Genomic DNA, 19,325 nt, shown 5'->3' with positions numbered 1-19,325 from the left:
ATAATCATCCGATCATGGACCGGTTTCCGCGGGTCGCCTCCGTGGCGGCCGCCGCCGTCGTCGGCCTGGCCTTCGGCGGCGGCGTCGTCTGGCGGGTGCACGGCACCTCCGGCGAACGGGACGACCCCGTCCGCGCCGTGCGCTCGCCCTGCAATCTGGCGCCCGCCGAGCCGCTGGACGAGGCGCTGCCCGGCGCGGTCGTGGTGTCGTCGTCCGGCTCCGGCGAGCCGGGCGAGGCGTGGTCGGCGAGCAGGGAGTGCGCCCTCGCCCCGAAGGGGACGGCGGAGCCCGCCCTGACGCTGCGGTTGACGCGGTACGGCGCGCACCGCGAGGACACCGACCCGGGGAAACGGGAGAGGATCGTGGTGCGTCCGGGCGCCGAGCGGGCGGCCAGGGAGTTCGCCGCGGGCCTGTCCGACGACTACGGCATCTGCCGGCTGCGGACCGTCACCGGGATCGGCGAGCAGGCGGCGGCGTGCGCGGGCACGTACTACGACGGGCAGTCCCCGGCCTACCGGCTGCTGGCGCGGCGCGGCGATCTGGTGTTGAGCGTCGTCGGGGTGGCGGGCACCGCCGCGCGGCGCGAGCCGCTGGGGCGGCTGGCGGCCGGGGTGCTGGAGGCGGGCCGGTGAGCGGGCGGGCGTCGCTGCGGGAACTGGCCTCCACCCAGGTCGGACGGGTCGTCCTCGGCCTGTTCGGCGGCTGCCTGGTCGGCTCCATGACGGTGCTGACCGGGCAGCTGACCGGGATGCTGCCGCTGGGCGAGCCCCGCACGCTGCGCGCCCCCTGCCGGGACGCGTCGGTCACGGCGCTCGTCCCCGGCGGGGAGGTGGCGCGCGACGAGGGCGGCCGCACGGGCGCGGAGTGCGAGACCAGCGCCCCGTCGCCGCGTCACGCCCGCCTTGAGGTCAGGGTCGAGAAGGCGTGGACGCCCGGCAGGGCCGAGGAGGGCCACCGTCGCGGCTGCGCGTCGCTGACCGGGCTCGGCCCGGTGGGACGCCCACCGGGGCTCGGCGACGAGGCGTGCGTGGTGACGGACCGCGGCATGCTGCCCGTCACCACTGTCCTGGTGCGTCGCGGTGCCCTGCGCGTCACCGTGCGGTACGCCTCGGCAGCCAAGGGCGCCGCCGCCGTCGAGGGCGACGCGGTGGCCGTCGCCCGGCGCGTCACCGCGTCGCCCTGAGAGTCCTTCAGCGCCCACCCGGCGGGATCAGGCGACCTCTGCCTCGTCCTCCTCCTCGGGGGGCGGGTCGGACATGCGCCAGGCGGTGACCAGCATCGGCAGCGACCACACGGTGGCCATCAGCGCGAACAGCAGCACGGTGGCCGCCGCGCTGGGCACCTCCGGCTTGTCCCCTCGCAGCGCCAGGCCGACGACGAAGAACACCACGAGCAGCAGCAGGAGGGTCAGGCGGTGGGCGATGGGGTGGGCGCTCAGCCGCTCGCGGATCTGCCGCTCGTCCAGCAGGTGTACGGGAAGGCTGGCGGTGCCCCGGGTGACGATGTGGATCATTCCCCACAACTGGGTGCCCAGCGCCAATGCCAGCCCCCACAGGACGAACGTGGTGACCATCGCGGCGGTGCTGGGCGCCAGGAACCAGCAGACGACCGCCGCCGCCCACATCAGCCCCAGGCATCCGCCGGCCGCGACCACCAGCCTCCGCCGTCTCTCCCTGGTCTGGTAGCGCGGCGTCTCGCGCTCCAGCACCGCCAGCATCCGTTCCTCGCGCCGGTTGCGCGGCTTCATGATCGGCTCCCGTCGTTCGTCGTGTCCGTGGCGCCCAGGCGCGGGAAGGGGGTCAGCGAGAACACCACCTCGACCGGCACCTCGAAGTAGTCGGCGATGCGCAGCGCCAGGTGCAGGCTCGGGCTGTACTCGCCGCGCTCCAGGTAGCCCACCGTCTGGTAGTGGACCTCCAGCGCGGCGGCCAGGTCGCGGCGCGACACACCGCGTTCGGCCCGCAGCATCGCGATCCGGTTGTAGACCTTCTCCTTGTCGGTGGCCATCACAAGCCTCCCGCGTCAGTACGCGGCGCGCAGGCGCCGCCCGGCCGGCCGTGCCGCCGGCAGCTCGTCGGGGTCCCGCGGCCGCGCGTGGAATTCGGCCAGGTGGGCGACCAGCCGCCGTACCCGCCAGCGCGGATGGTCGCGCCAGTCCTGCAGGACGACGCCGATCCGTCCGCGCCAGGCCTCGTCGCCGTGCTCGGGGTCGGTGCCGAGCACCGTCACCTCGCCCGCCGAGCGCCGCCGGAACCCCTCCAGCACCTCGGCGGTGGTGGTCTTGCCCGCGCCGTTGGGGCCCAGCAGCGCGAACACCTCACCCGCGCGGACCTCCAGGTCGACGCCGCGCAGCACCTCCGTGCGGCCGTAGCGCACGCGCAGCCCCCGCGTCCTGATCACTGGATCGCTCATCCGCTTCCCCCGGTCATACAAGTTCCTTGAAAGATCGCAGTATCTCCTTAACGTCTGATAGCAGTAGTACTACATCCCATAAGATAGGTGCAACAGACGGATCGAGGGAGCGGGGCCGGGCGCTGGCAGGATTGGGGGGTGCGATCCCCCCAGCAGTTCCAGAAGCGTGCCGGGCGATGGGTCCGGCCGTGGCGGGGACGCCGCGCGGACGCGGCGCTGGCCGCCGCCATGTTCCTCGTGATGGCCTCGATCGTCCTGGTGGCGCTGGCCCGCGACCCGGGCTCCTTGCACGGCCCGGGGGTCGGCTGGCCGCTGATGATCGTGACGTGCGGGGCGCTGTACTGGCGGCGCGTGCGGCCCGTCGCGGTGTGCGTGGTGACGATGGCCGCCTGCGCTGTGTACTACCCCTACACCGAGCCGGACGGGCCGCTGCTGCTCACGTTCGTCATAGCGCTCTACACGGTCGCCGCCGAGGGGTCGGTGGTCGTCGCGGTGCTGCTCGGCGCCGCGGCCATGGGCTTCGTCGCGGCGGGCGAGCTCACCAGCACCGTCAACCACCTGCAGGACGCGGCGCTGTGGATGCTGGCCGGGTGGTTCGTCGCGGTCGTCGCGGTCGGCGGGGTGGTGCGCAACCGCCGCGCCTACCTGCGCGAGGCCGAACGGCGCGCGCTGGCCGCCGAACGCGGCCGCGAGGAGGAGGCCCGCCGCCGCGCCACCGAGGAACGCCTGCGCATCGCCCGCGAGCTGCACGACGCCCTCGGCCACAACATCTCGCTGATCAACGTGCAGGCCAACGCGGCGCTGCACGGGCTGGCCCGCGACCCGGACGGCGCGGAGGCCGCGCTCGGCGCGATCCGGCAGGCCAGCAAGGACGCGCTGCGCGAGCTGCGCGCCACCCTGGGGGTGCTGCGCCAGGTCGACGAGGCCGGCCAGGGCGCGTCCCCCGCGCCCGCCGCACCCGGGCTGGCCCGCCTGGACGAGCTGACCGGACGCGCCGGGGCAGCCGGGCTGGCCGTGCGCACCACCATCGAGGGCGAGCCGAGGCCGCTGCCGCCCGAGACCGACCTGGCCGCCTACCGGATCGTCCAGGAGTCCCTGACCAACGTCACCCGCCACTCGGACGCGGCGTCCGCGCGGGTGCGCATCCGCTACCGCGACGACGCGCTGCACGTGGAGATCGAGGACGACGGCCCCGCCGCCGCGAAACCGTCGCCCGGCGGCGGCACCGGCGTCGACGGCATGCGGGAACGGGCACGGGCACTGGGCGGCGAGCTGACCGCGCGGGCCCGTCCCGGCGGCGGCTTCCACGTCCGCGCCCGCCTGCCGCTGCGCGAGGGCCGTCCCGGCCCGCGACCGGCCGGAGACCGGTCCGCCACGCCGTGACCGGGGCGGGTCGCCTCGGGCGCGCGGCCGGGGCACCATGGGGGGTCATGAAGGTCTTCGTCTCGGTCGACATGGAGGGCGTCTCCGGGCTGACCGACCCCGAGGAGATGCGCGCCCCCGGCCGCGGCTACGAACGCGGCTGCGAGCTGATGACCGCCGACGCCAACGCCGCCGTCCGCGCCGCCTACGACGCCGGCGCCGACACGGTCGTGGTCACCGACGCGCACGGCATGGGCCGCAACCTGCGCGCCGACCTCATCGACCGGCGCTGCACCCTCGTGCGCGGCCCGTACAAGCCGATGCGCATGGCCGAGGGGCTGAACGCCTCGTTCGACGTGGCGCTGTACGTGGGCTACCACGCCCGTGCCGGGACGCCGCGCGGCGTGCTCAACCACACCTGGATGGGCCGGGAGATCCACAACGCCTACCTCAACGGCGAGGTGGCGGGGGAGATCCGGCTGATGGCCGCCTACGCGGGCACCCTGGGCGTGCCGGTGGGCCTGGTCGCCGGGGACGAGGCCGCCTGCCGCGAGGCCCGCGAGGTGCTCGGCGACGTGGAGACCGTCGCGGTGAAGAAGGGCAGCGACCGGTACGCCGCCGAGCTGGTGCCGCCCGCCCGCGCCCAGGAGATGATCTACGAGGGGGCGCGCCGGGCCCTCGCGGACCCGGCCCGCTGGCGCCTCCACACCGTCCCCGCCCCGTACACGCTGGGCATCGAGTGGAGCTCCACGTCCATCGCCCAGTCCTGCGCGGTGATCCCCGGCGTCAAGCTGGCGGGGCCGCGCGCCACCGAGTTCACCACCGGCGACTATGCCGAGGTCGTGGGGCTGCTCGGGGTGTGCGCGACCATCGGCGGCGAGGTCGGCTGCACCGGCCTGCACTACGACTGAGCGGGTGCGGCCGAGCACGGCGGCGGCGCCGCGCCGGGGCCGCCGCGGGAAACGTTTCGTCGCCCGACCGTAACGGACATGTCGCGTTATGCGTTGACATGTATGTGAACGTCGTTGCAGTCGTACCCCAGGAACCCCGTGTGGCGGTCGTGGACCCCGCGCCGCTGTCGCCCGCGCAGCGCGCCGGTCACGCCTGCGCGGTCTGCGAGAAGCGCTGGCCCCGCCCCACCGAGCGGATCGGCGACCTTCCGGACGGGGCGCCCGTGCTGGCCTGCGTCGAATGCGCCGGGCCGTCGAGCCAGCCCTCGTGCAAGCCGTCGCGCTAGCCGTCGTCGCGGCGCTCGTCGAAGTCGAAGCTCGCCGACGCGAGCGCCTCATAGGCGGGGGCGAGGACGTCCGTCAGCTCACGGCGCCGGATCCGCACCGGCGGGGGAGCGGCGACGCGCAGGATGAAACCGGGGGGCACCGGAGGGGCGGGCGGCCGCTCGCGCAGGTGCGCCAGGCCCGTGGGGGCCGTCCAGAAGCCGGATGGTGACAGCGGCTCGTCGTCCGCACCGTCCGCGTCCACCGGGTCGGGGGAGGCGGCGGGCAGCCGCCGCAACGCCGTGAGCAACTGCTCCTTGGTACGGCCGTTCCACTGCAACACCAGGAACGGATCGTCGTCGAACGCCTCGGCGAGCAGGTAGAGCACCGCGGCGGCGTGCTTGCAGGGGTCGCCGTAGTCCGGGCAGGTGCACATCAGGTGCAGGCCGGCCGCCGACTCGGGGAACAGCGACAACCCCAGCTCCGCCAGCACGTCCTCGATCTCCGGCGGCATCTCCCCGGCCAGCAGCCGCGCCCGGAACACCGCCCGGGACGCCAGCTCGCCCTCCACCGCGCGCCACTCGACCTCCGAGAGCGCGTCGATGCCGACGGCCACCTCGTACGGCTCGTCCACCGAGCCCTGCACGCGCGCGGTCACCTCGTACGGCGCCACTTTGAGATCGATGACCTGGCCCTTGCGGGCGTACGCGCGGCCGCGCTGCAACCGTCCGGTGTCGCCGGACGCCTCGATCAGGTCGACGAACCGCCGCGACCACCACCGCGCGCCGATCGAGCCGCGGCGGGTGCGGGCCCGGATGCCGTCCTCCACCGGGATCGGGTCGCGGTACTCGAAGAACCCGCTCATCAGTCGCTCACCGCCTCGGGGGACAGGCGCAGCACGTCGCGCAGCTCGGCGACCGACAGCTCGGTCAGCCAGTCCTCCCCGCTGCCGACCACCGACTCGGCCAGCGCCTTCTTGCGGTCGATCATCTCGTCGATCCGCTCCTCCATCGTGCCGACGCAGACGAGCTTGCGGACCTGCACGTTCCTGGTCTGGCCGATGCGGAACGCCCGGTCGGTGGCCTGGTCCTCCACGGCCGGATTCCACCACCGGTCGACGTGCACCACGTGGTTGGCGGCCGTCAGCGTCAGCCCGGTGCCCGCCGCCTTCAGCGACAGCAGGAACACCGCCGGCTCGTCGTCCTCCTGGAAGTGCCGCACCAGCTCGTCACGCCGGCGCCGGGACGTGCCGCCGTGCAGCCACAGCACCGGCCGCTCCAGCCGCGCCGCCAGGTACGGCCGCAGCATCGCCCCGAACTCGGCGTACTGGGTGAACACCAGCGCCTTCTCACCCTGCTCGACGACCTGCGCGCAGATCTCCTCCAGCCGCTCTAGCTTGCCCGACCGGCCCGGCAGCCGCGACCCGTCCTTGAGCAGCTGCGCCGGATGGTTGCAGACCTGCTTGAGCCGCGCCATCGTCGCCAGCACCAGGCCCCGCCGCTTGTCCTCCTCGCTCTCGGCGATGCGCTCCAGCATGTCGTCCAGCGTCGCCTGGTACAGCGAGGCCTGCTCGGGGGTCAGGTTGCAGTAGACCTTGATCTCCTGCTTCTCCGGCAGGTCGGAGATGATCGCCTTGTCGGTCTTCAGGCGGCGCAGCACGAACGGCCGGGTGGCGCGCCGCAGCGCCTGGGCCGCGCCCTCGTCCCCGTCCCGCTCGATCGGGATCGCGAACCGCTCCCGGAACGCCGCCCGCGGGCCCAGCAGCCCCGGATTGGCGAACTCCAGGATCGACCACAGCTCCGTCAGGTGGTTCTCCACCGGCGTGCCGGTCAGCGCGATCCGCGTGCGGGCCGGGATGCCGCGGATGGCGCGGGCCTGCCGGGTGCCGCTGTTCTTCAGCGCCTGCGCCTCGTCGCACACCACCCGCTCCCAGGTGACGCGCGCCAGCATCGCCGCGTCGCGGGCCGCCGTGCCGTACGTGGTGACGACCAGATCGGCCTGCGCCGCCGCCCGGACGAGATCGTCGTCGCGGTGCCGCCCCGTGCCGTGGTGGACGTACACGCGCAGCTTCGGCGCGAACTTGGCCGCCTCCCGCTGCCAGTTGCCCACCAGCGACATGGGCACCACCAGCAGCGTCGGCCCCGGCGCGGCCGCCCCGTCGCCCCGCCCGTCCCCCCGCTCGTGCACCAGCAGGGACAGCACCGAGACGGTCTTTCCCAACCCCATATCGTCGGCGAGGACGGCGCCGAGGCCGAGACCGTTCATGAACGCCAGCCAGGCCAGCCCCCGCCGCTGGTAGGCGCGCAGCTCGGCGCTCAGGCCGTCCGGGGTCGCCAGCGGGGTGAGGCGGCGGTCGGCCTCGCCGGACAGCAGGTCGCCGAACGCGCCGTCGGCGTCGACGCCGAGGAGCGGGAGGGCGTCGTCGCCGGCGTGGATGACCGCGCGCATCGCCTCGGCGGCGGTCATCCGGCCGCGGCGGGGATGGCGCAGGAAGTCCAGGGCGGCCTGCAGCTGCTGCTCGTCCAGCTCCACCCACTGGCCGCGCAGCCGCACCAGGGGCGTCTTGAGCCGGGCCAGCTCCTCCAGCTCGTCCTCGTCGACGGTCTCGTCGCCGATGGCCAGGTCCCAGCGGAAGTTCACCATGCTGCCCAGGTCGAACCCGGACGACGCCGCCGCGCCCGACCCCTCCCCGTCCTGCGCTCGGGTGGTGAGGCGCATGCCGAGCTTGGCCTTGCCCGCCCACTGCGGCAGCAGCACGCCGAAACCGGCGGCGGCCAGCATCGGCGCGGCCTGCCGCAGGAAGCGGAACGCGCCCGCGGTGTCGAGGGTCAGCTCGGCGGGTGTGGGGGAGTCGAGCGCGGCCGTCAGGTCGGGGAACAGGCGAAGGGCGCGTCCCAGGCCGGTGAGCAGCGTCTCCTCGGCGGCCGCGATCGACGTGGCCTCGCCCGCCCAGACCGTGGCGGCCGGGACGTACAGGCTGGGGTCGTCGGTGCCCTGCAGGGCGAACTCCACGCGCCAGGCGTCGTCGTCGGCCTCCTCGTCCGCGTCGCCGGGGGCGTCGGGGACGTCCGTCGTGGCGGCGCCGGGCTCCACCAGGCGGAAGCACACGCGCAGCGGCCCGGCGGGACGGCGGGAGGCGGCGGCCCAGGCGTCCAGCTCGGCGATCAGGTCGTCGGCGTCGTCACCCGGCTCGCGCGGCACGCTGAAGTTGGGGCCGGTCAGCGCCTCCACCCAGCGTTCGGCCAGCGGCACGCGGTCGGGCGCCTTGCCGCGGCGCGGCGGCAACAGCGGATGCGGCACCACGCCCCGCACGGCCGTGTCGACCAGGCCCGACAGCGCCTCGCGCAGCACCTCGGCGGCGGGGCGCCCGCCGCCGGCGGCGCGGCAGGCGGCGGGCATCGCGCGCGCCAGGTCGGCGAAACGGGCGGGATCGTCGATGACGGGACGCCACCGCGCCACCAGGTCGCCGTCCTCGCGCAGCAGCGCCGGCAGCACCTGCCCACGCCCGGTCAGCCGCATCGCCTCGTCCGCCAGCAGGCACAGGAACCGCAGGTCGCTGCCGGGGACCACGTCGGCGCTGTGCTCGGCCAGCTGCAGCAGCGTCATCGCCGGGAACGGCTCCAGCACCAGCGCGGGCACCCGCCAGGCCCGCAGCTCCTCCGGGACGACGCCCTCGGCGCCGCACTCCGGGGACGGCAGCGGATGATCGCCGTGCGTGGGCAGCGTCATCGTCAGCTCGACCCGGAACGCGCCCTTCACCAGCGGCTCGTAGGAGGTGCCGGTGAAGTCCCGGGTGGCGAACGGGTGCACGTCGGGATGCGGCCGGTACGGGCCGGTGCGCTCCGCCCACAGGCAGAGCGCGCCCCCATGCCAGGTGGCGTGCGCGACGAGCATGAAGAGTGATCCCCGAGAGAGCCGTTACCGAGCGTCCCCGAAGCTACCAGCGAGGACCGACACCCGGAGGACGGGCAACCGCAACGGAGCGCTAGCGGAGTGAGGATTGCCCGTCCGACTGACGGGGGTGTAGGGGGTCGTCCCCCACACGGACATCGTTAGGCTCGGGGCGTTGTTCGATCACGGGAGGTCGTTGTGGGCGAGTTCGTGCGTGTCGAGGTGGAGGACGGCATCGGGACGATCCGGCTGGACCGGCCGAAGATGAACGCCCTGAACGCGTCGATGCAGCGGGAGCTCGTGGAGGCGGCGCGGGAGGTCACCCAGGACGAGACGGTGGCCGCGGTGATCCTCTACGGCGGCGAGCGGGTGTTCGCGGCGGGCGCCGACATCAAGGAGATGGCGCCGCTGTCGTTCGCGCAGATGTCCGGCGCGCCCTCGCGGCTGCTGCAGGACTTCACCAAGGCCCTGGCGGCGATCCCCAAGCCGGTCATCGCAGCGATCACCGGTTACGCGCTCGGCGGCGGCCTGGAGGTGGCGCTGGCGGCCGACTTCCGCGTCGCGGGGGAGGGCGCCAAGGTGGGCCAGCCGGAGATCCAGCTCGGCATCATCCCCGGCGCGGGCGGCACGCAGCGGCTGGCGCGGCTGGTCGGTCCCGCCAAGGCCAAGGACCTGATCTTCTCGGGGCGGCACGTGGCCGCCCCCGAGGCGCTGGCCATGGGCCTGGTCGACCGGGTCGTGCCGGACGGCGAGGTCTACACGGCGGCGCGGGAGTGGGCCGCGACGTTCGTCGGCGGGCCGGCGCTGGCGTTGCGCGCCGCCAAGCAGGTGATCGACGCGGGGCTCGAGGTCGACCTGGAGACCGGCCTGGAGATGGAGCGGACGCAGTTCGCCGCGCTGTTCGCCACCGAGGACCAGGCGACCGGCATGCGCAGCTTCATGGAGCAGGGGCCGGGCAAGGCGACCTTCACCGGCCGCTGAGCCTCACCAGTCGTCGTCCGGGGCGGCTCGCCGCTGGGCGGCGAGGACCTCGTCGGCGTGGCGGGCGCTCCAGCGGCCCAGGGCGGTGATCGGCTCCAGGAGGCCGCGGCCCGGCTCGGTCAGCTCGTACTCCACGCGCGGCGGGGCCTCGGCGTAGCGGCGGCGGGCCACCAGGCCGTTGCGCTCCAGCCGGCGCAGCGTCTCGGTGAGGACCTTGTGGCTGATGCCGCCGATGCGGTCGCGCAGCTCGCCGGGACGCGTCGGGCCGTCGCGCAGCGCGTACAGCACCACGCTCGTCCACGTGCCGGACAGCAGGTCGAACCCCAGGCGGGCCTGGCAGTCCGCGAGGAAGACGTCGTCGGTTGTTCTCATGGCGTCGTCCACAGCCTGCCCCTTCCGATGCGCACCCGGGGGTGCGTAACGAACCGCCTAGCGTCCCGTCCGAACGTATTCGACGGGACGACCGGGAGGTCGGGATGCGCATCGGGACACTGGGCGCCGGGAACATGGCGGACGCGCTCGCCACGCAGTGGGCACGGGCTGGCCACGAGGTCTTCGTCGGGGCGCGAACGCCGTCCAAGGCCGAGGCGCTGGCGGCGCGGATCGGCAAGGGGGCGCGCGGCGGGACGCTGGGTGAGGCAGCGGAGTTCGGTGAGGTCGTGCTGCTCGCCGTCTGGTGGGAGGGGGCGCTGGACGTGGTGGAGGCCGTGGCGGACGCCCTCGGCGGAAAGGTGCTCATCGACTGCACCAACCCCACCGGCCCGCCGGACTTCACCCTGCGGACGGGCAACGGGCCGTCGGCGGCGCAGCGCATCGCTGACGCCGCCCGAGGGGGTGCCCGTGTGGTGAAGGCGTTCAACACCTGCCACGAGAGCGTGTGGCGCCTGACGCCGCCGGTGTTCGACGGGCGTCCCCTGGGCGTCCCCCTGTGCGGGGACGACGCCGACGCCCTGCGCGCGGTGCGGAGCCTGGTGCGCGACATCGGATGCGAGCCCGTCGACGGGGGCGGCCTGGACCGGGCCGGGCTGCTCGAGGCGACGACGGCGTTCGCGATCGGCGTCTGGGCGGCGGGCGGTGACCCGGCGGCGATGTTCCCGCCTCTGGAGGTGGCCGCGGGAGCTCCGTGACTGTCCCCGGTCAAAGGGTTTGTCAATGGATAGCATCGGCCGCCATGCGAAGCCCCTTCCCCCCGGGCTCCTCCCACACCGCGTACCGCACCGCTCTCGTCACCGGCGCGTCCAGCGGCATCGGCGAGAGCTTCGCCCGGATCCTGGCCGGACGCGGCACCGACCTGGTGATCGTGGCCCGCCGCGCCGCGCGGCTGGACGAGCTGGCCCGCGAGCTGGTGGAGCGGTACAGGGTGGCCGTGGAGGTGCTGGCCGCCGACCTCACCGACCCGGCGCAGCGCGGCGAGGTGGAGCACCGGCTGCGCGCCGAGCCGGTGGAGCTGCTGGTCAACAACGCCGGGTACGGGGCGTTCGGGGCCTTCGCCGGGCAGCCGCTGGACGACCAGCTCGCCCAGGTCGAGCTGAACGTGCTGGCGCTGATGCGGCTCACCCGCGCCGCGCTGCCGGGGATGGTGGAACGGGGCCGGGGCGGGGTGCTGAACGTCTCGTCCATGGCGGGGTTCACCCCGTCGCCCGGCAGCGCCACGTACGGCGCGACCAAGGCGTTCGTTACGGCGTTCTCCGAAAGCCTGCACGCCGAGCTGGCCGGCACGGGCGTGCACGTGACGGCGCTGTGCCCTGGATTCACCCGTACCGACGAGACCCAGGAGCCCAACCTGCTGTGGCTGCGCCGTGACGACGTGGCCCGCGCGGGGCTGGACGCGGTGTCGGCGGGGCGCGCGCTGTGCGTGCCCGGGGCGCAGTACAAGGCGGCGCTGCCCGCGTTGAGGGCGATGCCGCGTTCGCTGCTGCGGGCGGCGGTCAACCGGATGTGGCGCCAGGCCGCCGACACCCGCTGACGGCGGTACGGCGCCACTGCGGCGGAGGCGCCTGTTTTCCGCTCGTCTCCGCGATAAACGCCCGGTTCCACTCGCTCCCACAAGAAAAAGCGGGGGGTGTTTGTGGCCCTCGTGACTAGCAGGCCAGACCGGACGGTCGCCAGCATCGAACTTACGCTTCCGTAGGTTGCGGCCGTCCGGCACGAGGCCGCCGCCATGCCGCGGGCTCTCCGTGCCCACGGTCCCTGAGCGAAGGAACAGGCATGCCCGTGACGTTCGACGACAAGTCCCAGTTGCGCCTGATGGTGGATCTGGAGCCGGTGGTGGCGAAAGAGCTGGACCGTCACCTGTCGATGGCCAAGGAGTGGTTTCCGCACCAGTACGTCCCGTGGAGCCAGGGCCGCGACTTCGACGGGCCCCTGGACGGCGAGCCGTGGAGCCCCGAGCAGTCCGCGCTGAGCACCGAGGCCCGCGAGTCCCTGATCGTCAACCTGCTGACCGAGGACAACCTGCCCGGCTACCACCACGCCATCGCCACCGTCTTCGGACGCGACGGCGCGTGGGGCACGTGGGTGAACCGCTGGACGGCCGAGGAGAACCGGCACGGCATCGTCATCCGCGACTACCTCACCGTCACCCGGGCCGTCGACCCGGTGGCGCTGGAGCGGGCCCGGATGAAGCACATGGAGCTGGGCTACGAGGCGACGCACGGCACGAGTTTCCTGCACGGGGTGGCGTACGTGTCGTTCCAGGAGCTGGCCACCCGGGTGGCGCACCGCAACACCGGCACGGCGTCGGGCGACCCGGTGTGCGAGCGGCTGCTGGCGCGGGTCGCCGCCGACGAGAACCTGCACATGATCTTCTACCGGAACCTGCTGGACGCCGCGCTGGAGATCGACGTGGACGCCACCGTGCGGGCGGTCACCGACGTGGTCAAGGCGTTCCAGATGCCCGGCCACGGCATCGACGGGTTCCTGCGCAAGTCGGTGATCATCGCCAACGCGGGCATCTACGACCTGCGGCTGCACCACGACGACGTGCTCAGCCCGTGCCTGCGCAAGTGGCGGATCTTCGAGCGGACCGACCTGGGGCCCGAGGGCGAGAAGGCCCGCGAGGAGCTGGCGGAGTTCATGACCGGGCTGGACACGGCCGCCGCGCGGTTCGAGGAGCGGCGGGAGGAGCGTCGCGCCAGGCAGGCGGCCCGACGCGGCTGATCGCCGATCTTGTCCTTGTCCGGTCAGGAACGTCCGCCCCGTTCTCGGCGTCAAAGGGGATATGGGGACGCCTCCGCGACTCGGTGAGCACCGGCTGCTGGACGAGATCGGCCGCGGCGGCACCGCCGTGGTGCACCTGGCGATCGACGCGTTCGGCCGCGAGGTGGCGGTCAAGCGGCTGCGCCCGGAGATCGCGGCCGACCCGGCGGCGCGGCGCCGCCTGGCCCGGGAGATGGCCGTGCAGGGGCGGGTGCGCAGCCCGTACGTGGCGCGGCTGCTGGACGGCCGGGTGGACGCCGACCCGCCCTACGTGGTGATGGCCTACGTCCCCGGCTGCCCGCTGAGCGAGCTGGTGGAGTCCTACGGGCCGCCCCGCCGTGACCGGCTGCGGCGGCTGGCCCGGGGGATGGCGCTGGCGGTGGCGGCCGTGCACGACGCGGGGGTGCTGCACCGTGACGTCACCCCCGGCAACGTCATGGTGCACGGGGACCGTCCCACGCTCATCGACTTCGGCATCGCCCACGACGCGGACGCGGGGCAGACCACCCGTCCCGGCATGGTCGTGGGCACCCCCGCCTACCTGGCTCCCGAGCTCATCGAGGGCGAGCCCGCCACGACCGCGTCCGACGTGTTCGCCTGGGCGGCCACGGTCGCGTTCGCCGCGACAGGGCGGCCGCCGTTCGGCCGTGGGTCCCTGGAGGGGGTCTGCTTCCGCATCGTGAGCGGGATGGCCGACCTGGACGGGGTGGAGGAGCCCCTGGCCGGACTGCTGCGGCGGGGGCTGGACCGCGACCCCCGGCGGCGCCCGTCCGCGCGGTGGTTCGCCGGGGCGCTGGCGACGGAGGACGCGGGCGCGGCCGGGCCCGTCCCGTACGTCGCGGCATGAGGACACCTCGGGAGGAGCGCCGTCCGGATGGATCCTGCCGACGAAATGGGCGAAGGTAGGGTTTCGTAAGCGATGAAGGGGGTTGTCACGTCCGGGGACCGAATAGGCCATTACCGCGTACTCCAGACGCTGGGGGAAGGCGGCATGGGCGTGGTGTACCTCGCCGCCGATCCCGAGGGGCGCAAGGTGGCCATCAAGGTGCTGCGTCCGGCCGTGGCGGGGGACACCACCGCCCGGCGGAGGCTGGCGCGCGAGGTGGACTCCATGCGGCGGGTGCACAGCCCGCACGTGGCGGAGATCCTCGACGCCGACGTCACCGCCGAGCAGCCGTACATCGTCACCCAGTACGTGCCGGGCCGCACCCTGGAGGAGGCCGTCGAGGCGGACGGGCCGCGCTACGGGCAGGCGCTGCAGCGGCTGGCGGTGGGCCTGGCCTCGGCGCTGTCGGCCATCCACGGCGCCGGGATCGTGCACCGCGACCTCAAGCCGGGCAACGTCATGCTGGTCGACGACGAGCCCATCGTGATCGACTTCGGCATCGCGCAGGCCGCCGACGCCACCCGGCTCACCGCCACCGGCATGGTCATCGGCACCCCCGGCTACCTCGCCCCGGAGATCATCGAGGGGGAGGACGCCGGGCCCGCGTCCGACGTGCACGCCTGGGCCGGCACGGTCGCCTACGCCGCCACCGGGCGGCCGCCGTTCGGCTCCGGCACCTTCGAGTCGATCTTCTACAAGATCATGCAGGGCGCGCCGGACCTGGACGGGGTGCCCGAGGCGCTGCTGCCCGTGCTGCGCTCGGCGATGGCCCGCAACCCGGCCGAACGGCCTACCGCCGTGGGGCTGGTGCAGCTCACCCGGCGCATCCACTTCGAGGCCACCATCACCGACACCACCCGGGTGGACGAGCACTACCCGCGGCCGGACAGGACGTCCCAGCAGACGGACGCCTCGTCCGACCACTCCCGGGTGTTCTCCATGCCGGGGCCGTCGCCGGTCCCGCCGACTCCGTCGCCGCCGCCCGTCTCCGCCGAGCCGCTGCCCGCTCCCACGCCTGCGCCCGCTCCGGCGCAGCCCAGTGACTTCAAGGGCCTGCTGCCCCCGGCCGCGCCGCCGCCCGCACCCGGCCCGTACGAGACGAACCCCTACGAGCCCGCTCCCTACGAGCCGAACCGGTACGAGCCGTCGCCGTACGACCAGCGGGCGTACGCCCCGTACCACCACGACCCCGCCCAGGGGCAGGCGCGCCGCGCCCAGCCTCCGGAGCAGCTTCCCCCGCCCGCGCCGTACGACCCCTACAACCAGGGCGCCGCCGGCAGGGACCTCGAACGGCGCCGCCCGACAGAACCCGCGCGCCGCCCGGACGAACAACCCCGCCGCAAGCCCTACGGCTGGTACCGGGTGCTCAGCTTCATCGTCCTGGTGGCGCTGCTGGGCTTCGCCAACATCGCCCCCCTGCTCGCCGTGGGCGTCACCATCGTCGGCGTCCTGGTGCTGCGCATGGCGGACAAGGCCGCCCGCCGCATGGAGGACAAGCGCACACGGCGCGGCCCACGATCCGGCGACGCGGTGGCCGCGGCGTTCAAGACGCCCCTGCACCTGCCGGGGGCGGTGCTCGTCACGGTGCTGCTGGCATCGCTCGCCGTGTTCGCGGGCCTGGTCCTGCTGGCGGTGCTGATGTTCGCCAGCCCCGACATGACGGCCTCGCGTGCCATCGCGTACTCGTCCATGGCCGTCATCGTGCTGCTCACCCTGGCGCCGGGGAGCGCCCCGCCACGGCGCCAGCTGGCGCGCACCTGGGGAGCGGTGCTGCCCCGCACGGACGCCGCCCTGGCCGGGGTGCTCATCCTGGGCCTGTTCGCCGGGGTGCTGGTGGTGCTGTCCCGGGGGCAGCCGCCCGACACGACCCCGCTGGGCGGGATGAGCCAGTCCCTTGAGGGGCTGCGCAGCGACGTCCACGACCTGCTCACCGGGCTCCCCTTCGTCTGAGTGCCCCCTCGGGGGGCGCCCGGTCGGTAAGGTGGCGAGCCGATGAGCGGGGAGACCAGGCAACGACAGCAGATCGGCCCCTATCGGCTGCTGGCCCGGCTGGGCGGCCCCACCGGGACGATCTACCGGGCGGCCGATCCCAGCGGGCGCGACGTGGCGATCCGGCTGCTCCCGGACGCGGCGGTCCCGGCCCCACGCGAACGTCTGGGCCGCGACCTCGAACGCATGCGCGAGGTGCTGAGCCCTTACGCGGTGGACGTCCTGGACGGCGACGCCTCCGCCGACCCGCCCTACGTCGTCAGCCGTTTCGTCCCCGGGCAGCCGCTCACCGACGTGGTGGCCGAACACGGGCCGTTGCAGGGCGCCGCCCTGCACCGCCTGGCCCTCGGCATGGCCAAGGCGCTGGCGGCCGTCCACGAGGCGGGGCTCGCCCACGGAGCGTTCGGCCCCGACACGGTCCTGGTGGTCGACGGCGCCCCCGTCGTCACCGACTTCGGCATCACCGCCCAGAGCGACGACGGGGCGGCCGAGGACGTGCACGCCTGGGCGCGGACGGTCGTCTTCGCCGCGACGGCCAAGCTCGGCGACACCGACGACACCGGCACGGCCCTCGCCATCGGGGCGGGGAGCGTGCCGGAGCCGCTGTGGCCCGTGGTGGAGGCGGCGCTGTCGGCGTGCCCGCCGTCGGCGGCGGAGGTCGCCGAGGCGGTCGCCGCGCTCGACCTGGGGCCGGCCTCGCCGCCGCCGTCGATTCCCGCCCCGGCGGCCGCGACGCGCGGCCCGGCGCGTTCGGCGCCATCGGTGGCGGCGTCCGGGCGGCCGCGGCAGGCGGCGGCGGTCGAACGGGGGTGGGCGCGGCTGCTGTCGGCCATGGTGGTCGTGCTCGCGGTCGGCCTGGCGATCATGCTGCCGCTGGTGGGGGCGCTGGTGTCGGTGGTGGCGGTGGCCGTGCTGCGGCTGCAGGCCGCGGCGGACACCCGGGCCCGGCTGTCGGCGCTGGCCCGCACGGCGGCCACGCTGCCGTACGCGGCGGTGTTCGCGCTGGTGCTCGGCGGCGGCCTGATCGCGCTGTCGCTGTTCCGCGTGGAGGCCGACCCGCTGGGGGTGTGCGGGTTCGCCGTGGGCGCCGGGGTGTGCGCGCTGTGGACGGCGCCGGGCGTCACCGGCCCGTACCGCCGGCTCGAACAGTGGTTCACGGCGGTGGCCCGCTCGCCGCGGCGGCTCGCAACGGCCGGGGTCGCGCTCGGCGTGCTGGCCTTCCTCGCCGTGGTCGGCGCGATCTCCCTGACGCCCAGCCTGGCGCCGATGTACGGGCTGCAGACCTCGACGGAGAGCCTGATCGGCCGCCTGCAGGCCGCCCTGCACTGACCCTCCCGCAATGTGATCTCGATCACCCCGGGGTCGCGGGATCGCCCAGGTCGCGGCGGTCGCGGCCCGGTCCCGTAGATCGCCGTGAACGGCGAGTTTGCGCCCCGATTACCCGCGGGTAACATGAGGTGCGCAGCCGGAAAACCGTCCCCCGGGGCCGAAGCCCGTTCGGGAGTTTGGCAGGCTGTGAGGCATCAGCCCGTCGCGTCGACCCGTTGCAGGGGCGGCGCCTCCGAGCCGCTTTACCTCAGCGGCCGAACTGAGTGCAGGGAGGTCGGCCACCGGCCATGAACATCGTCGTCCTGGTGAAGCAGGTTCCCGACACCGAGAGCCCGCGCAAGCTCAAGTCCGAGGACAGCACGCTGGACCGTGCCGCCGCGGACGGTGTCATCAACGAGCTCGACGAGTACGCCATCGAGGAGGCGCTGCGCATCAAGGAGGCCCACGGCGGGGAGGTGACCGTCCTCACCATGGGCCCCGACAAGGCGACCGACTCCATCCGCAAGGCGCTGGCCATGGGCGCGGACAAGGCCGTGCACCTCGTCGACGACGCCCTCGCCGGCTCCGACGCGCTGCAGACCTCCTACGCCATCCAGCAGGTGCTGGGCCGCACCGGGTTCGACCTGGTGGTGCTGGGCTCGGAGTCGACCGACGCGCGCACCGGGCTGCTGGCGGCGATGCTGGCCGAGCGCCTCGGCGTTCCGCAGCTGTCGCTGGCCAACAAGGTGGACATCGACGGCACGTCCATCACCGTGCAGCGGCAGACCGACTACGGCTTCGACAAGGTCGAGGCGAGCCTGCCCGCGGTCGTCAGCGTCGTGGAGAAGATCAACGAGCCGCGCTACCCCTCGTTCAAGGGGATCATGGCGGCCAAGAAGAAGCCGGTGGAGACGCTCGGCATCGCCGACGCGGGCATCGACGCCGGGCAGGTGGGGCTGGCCAACGCGGCCACCGCGGTGGTGGACTTCGCCGAGGCCCCGCCGCGCAGCAAGGGTGAGATCGTCACCGACGAGGGCGACGGCGGCGTCAAGATCGCCGAGTTCCTCGCGTCGAAGAAGTTCGTCTGAGCGGGGAAGGGGACACGCGAACCGATGGCCGAGATTCTCGTCCTCGTCGACCACGTCGACGGTGAGGTCAAGAAGGTCACCCTCGAACTGCTGACCCTCGCGCGCCGCCTCGGCGAGCCGGCCGCGGTCTGGGTCGGCCCGGGCTACGAGGGCGCCAAGGACAGGTTGGCCGAGTACGGCGCCGCCAAGGTCTACGTCGCCGCCGACGAGGAGCTGACCTCCTACGTCGTCGCGCCCAAGGCCGCCCTGCTGGCCCAGCTCGTGCAGAACGGCTCGCCCGGCGCCGTGCTGGTCTCGGCGACCGGCGAGGGCAAGGAGATCGCCGGGCGCCTGGCGGTCAAGACCGGCTCCGGCGTGCTCACCGACGTGGTGGACGTCGCCGAGGGCTTCGTCGGCGAGCACTCGATCTTCGGTGGCGCGATCATCGCGCACGCCAAGGTCACCAAGGGCACGCCGATCATCGCGGTGCGGCCCAACTCGATCGCCCCCGAGGCCGCCCCCGCCCCCCCGGCCGAGGAGCAGGTCTCGGTGACCCTGTCGGACACCGACAAGGCCGCCCGGATCGTGGAGAAGGTCGTCCAGGAGAAGGGCGAGCGCCCGGACCTGACCGAGGCCGCGATCGTGGTCTCCGGCGGCCGCGGCGTCGGCGGCGCCGAGAACTTCAAGATCATCGAGGACCTGGCCGACTCGCTCGGCGCGGCGGTGGGCGCCTCCCGCGCCGCCACCGACGCCGGCTGGTACCCGCACCAGTTCCAGGTCGGCCAGACCGGCAAGACCGTCTCGCCGCAGCTGTACGTGGCGGTCGGCATCTCCGGCGCCATCCAGCACCGGGCCGGCATGCAGACCTCCAAGACGATCGTCGCCATCAACAAGGACCCCGAGGCGCCGATCTTCGAGCTGGTCGACTACGGCGTGGTGGGCGACCTGTTCCAGGTGGCCCCCCAGCTCACCGAGGAGATCAACAAGCGCAAGTGAGCGCCTGACACGCCAGACGCC

19 protein-coding genes and 1 pseudogene are annotated in these 19,325 nt (G+C 74.0%); 14 read left to right on the top strand and 6 right to left on the bottom strand.

From position 1 onward, the window contains the following. Window positions 1-14 precede the first annotated feature (14 nt). Together ABZ801_RS10295 and ABZ801_RS10290 are read left to right on the top strand one after the other, a co-directional pair. Window positions 15-632 (top strand): hypothetical protein, encoded by a 618-nt coding sequence (locus ABZ801_RS10295; protein ID WP_360695362.1) that lies wholly within the window; start codon window positions 15-17, stop codon window positions 630-632. Beyond that, the gene (locus ABZ801_RS10290; protein WP_360695359.1) at window positions 629-1,183 is read left to right on the top strand and encodes a hypothetical protein; all 555 of its coding nucleotides are present in this window, start codon (window positions 629-631) and stop codon (window positions 1,181-1,183) included. The genes ABZ801_RS10295 and ABZ801_RS10290 overlap by 4 nt, the downstream gene beginning before the upstream one ends. A gap of 27 nt (window positions 1,184-1,210) precedes the next feature. On the opposite strand, the gene ABZ801_RS10285 is transcribed toward ABZ801_RS10290, so the two are convergent. The 3 genes and pseudogenes from ABZ801_RS10285 to ABZ801_RS10275 form a co-directional block, all read right to left on the bottom strand. After that, on the bottom strand, window positions 1,211-1,747 hold the full coding sequence (locus ABZ801_RS10285; protein ID WP_360695356.1) for a hypothetical protein: 537 nt from the start codon (window positions 1,745-1,747) through the stop codon (window positions 1,211-1,213). Next, entirely contained in the window at window positions 1,744-2,007 is a 264-nt protein-coding gene (locus ABZ801_RS10280) for a helix-turn-helix transcriptional regulator (protein WP_344953439.1), read from the bottom strand. Before ABZ801_RS10280 ends, ABZ801_RS10285 begins: the two co-directional genes overlap by 4 nt. A gap of 84 nt (window positions 2,008-2,091) precedes the next feature. After that, window positions 2,092-2,412 (bottom strand): annotated as a pseudogene (locus tag ABZ801_RS10275) (ATP-binding cassette domain-containing protein); the annotation flags it as partial. Between the two features lie 138 nt (window positions 2,413-2,550). Here ABZ801_RS10275 and ABZ801_RS10270 point away from each other — a divergent pair. The 3 genes from ABZ801_RS10270 to ABZ801_RS10260 all read left to right on the top strand — a co-directional run bounded on the left by ABZ801_RS10270 (window position 2,551) and on the right by ABZ801_RS10260 (window position 5,011). Next, on the top strand, window positions 2,551-3,795 hold the full coding sequence (locus ABZ801_RS10270; protein ID WP_360695353.1) for a sensor histidine kinase: 1,245 nt from the start codon (window positions 2,551-2,553) through the stop codon (window positions 3,793-3,795). A 47-nt stretch (window positions 3,796-3,842) separates the two neighbouring features. Next, window positions 3,843-4,685 carry a M55 family metallopeptidase gene (locus tag ABZ801_RS10265; RefSeq protein ID WP_360695350.1) on the top strand — a complete coding sequence of 281 codons (843 nt, stop codon included), beginning with the start codon at window positions 3,843-3,845 and terminating at the stop codon, window positions 4,683-4,685. A gap of 140 nt (window positions 4,686-4,825) precedes the next feature. After that, the gene (locus tag ABZ801_RS10260; protein ID WP_360695348.1) at window positions 4,826-5,011 is read left to right on the top strand and encodes a hypothetical protein; all 186 of its coding nucleotides are present in this window, start codon (window positions 4,826-4,828) and stop codon (window positions 5,009-5,011) included. Here the strand turns inward: ABZ801_RS10260 and ABZ801_RS10255 are convergent. Together ABZ801_RS10255 and ABZ801_RS10250 are read right to left on the bottom strand one after the other, a co-directional pair. Next, entirely contained in the window at window positions 5,008-5,853 is an 846-nt protein-coding gene (locus tag ABZ801_RS10255) for an SWIM zinc finger family protein (protein WP_360695345.1), read from the bottom strand. The genes ABZ801_RS10260 and ABZ801_RS10255 overlap by 4 nt on opposite strands. Next, on the bottom strand, window positions 5,853-8,882 hold the full coding sequence (locus ABZ801_RS10250; RefSeq protein ID WP_360695342.1) for a DEAD/DEAH box helicase: 3,030 nt from the start codon (window positions 8,880-8,882) through the stop codon (window positions 5,853-5,855). The genes ABZ801_RS10255 and ABZ801_RS10250 overlap by 1 nt, the downstream gene beginning before the upstream one ends. Before the next feature lie 195 nt (window positions 8,883-9,077). Here ABZ801_RS10250 and ABZ801_RS10245 point away from each other — a divergent pair, with 195 nt between their 5' ends. Continuing rightward, window positions 9,078-9,860: an enoyl-CoA hydratase-related protein gene (locus ABZ801_RS10245; protein WP_360695339.1), complete on the top strand. Its 783-nt coding sequence runs from the start codon at window positions 9,078-9,080 to the stop codon at window positions 9,858-9,860. Between the two features lie 3 nt (window positions 9,861-9,863). Here the strand turns inward: ABZ801_RS10245 and ABZ801_RS10240 are convergent, their stop codons facing one another. Further along, on the bottom strand, window positions 9,864-10,232 hold the full coding sequence (locus ABZ801_RS10240; protein WP_344953464.1) for a helix-turn-helix domain-containing protein: 369 nt from the start codon (window positions 10,230-10,232) through the stop codon (window positions 9,864-9,866). Between the two features lie 104 nt (window positions 10,233-10,336). Here ABZ801_RS10240 and ABZ801_RS10235 point away from each other — a divergent pair, with 104 nt between their 5' ends. The 8 genes from ABZ801_RS10235 to ABZ801_RS10200 all read left to right on the top strand — a co-directional run bounded on the left by ABZ801_RS10235 (window position 10,337) and on the right by ABZ801_RS10200 (window position 19,304). Further along, window positions 10,337-10,987, top strand: a complete 651-nt coding sequence (locus ABZ801_RS10235; RefSeq protein ID WP_360695335.1) for an NADPH-dependent F420 reductase — start codon at window positions 10,337-10,339, stop codon at window positions 10,985-10,987. Window positions 10,988-11,031: 44 nt separating this feature from the next. Next, the gene (locus ABZ801_RS10230) at window positions 11,032-11,826 is read left to right on the top strand and encodes an SDR family oxidoreductase (protein ID WP_360695332.1); all 795 of its coding nucleotides are present in this window, start codon (window positions 11,032-11,034) and stop codon (window positions 11,824-11,826) included. A gap of 242 nt (window positions 11,827-12,068) precedes the next feature. Continuing rightward, complete coding sequence (locus ABZ801_RS10225) at window positions 12,069-13,019, top strand: acyl-ACP desaturase (protein ID WP_360695329.1); 951 nt, start codon at window positions 12,069-12,071, stop codon at window positions 13,017-13,019. A 61-nt stretch (window positions 13,020-13,080) separates the two neighbouring features. After that, a complete protein-coding gene (locus ABZ801_RS10220) occupies window positions 13,081-13,905 on the top strand; it encodes a serine/threonine-protein kinase (protein ID WP_360695326.1) in 825 nt (274 codons plus the stop codon). Between the two features lie 72 nt (window positions 13,906-13,977). After that, window positions 13,978-15,894, top strand: a complete 1,917-nt coding sequence (locus ABZ801_RS10215; RefSeq protein WP_360695323.1) for a serine/threonine-protein kinase — start codon at window positions 13,978-13,980, stop codon at window positions 15,892-15,894. A gap of 42 nt (window positions 15,895-15,936) precedes the next feature. Beyond that, window positions 15,937-17,262: a protein kinase gene (locus ABZ801_RS10210; RefSeq protein WP_360695320.1), complete on the top strand. Its 1,326-nt coding sequence runs from the start codon at window positions 15,937-15,939 to the stop codon at window positions 17,260-17,262. 287 nt (window positions 17,263-17,549) lie between these two features. Next, on the top strand, window positions 17,550-18,329 hold the full coding sequence (locus ABZ801_RS10205; RefSeq protein WP_360695317.1) for an electron transfer flavoprotein subunit beta/FixA family protein: 780 nt from the start codon (window positions 17,550-17,552) through the stop codon (window positions 18,327-18,329). Window positions 18,330-18,353: 24 nt separating this feature from the next. Further along, entirely contained in the window at window positions 18,354-19,304 is a 951-nt protein-coding gene (locus ABZ801_RS10200; RefSeq protein ID WP_360695314.1) for an electron transfer flavoprotein subunit alpha/FixB family protein, read from the top strand. Window positions 19,305-19,325: the final 21 nt, after the last annotated feature.

This window comes from Actinomadura sp. NPDC047616 (assembly GCF_040642915.1).
Taxonomy (GTDB): Bacteria; Actinomycetota; Actinomycetes; order Streptosporangiales; family Streptosporangiaceae; genus Spirillospora; species Spirillospora miaoliensis.
Note: the sequence above shows the minus strand (reverse complement) of the source record. Positions and strands in the feature narration are given on the sequence as shown.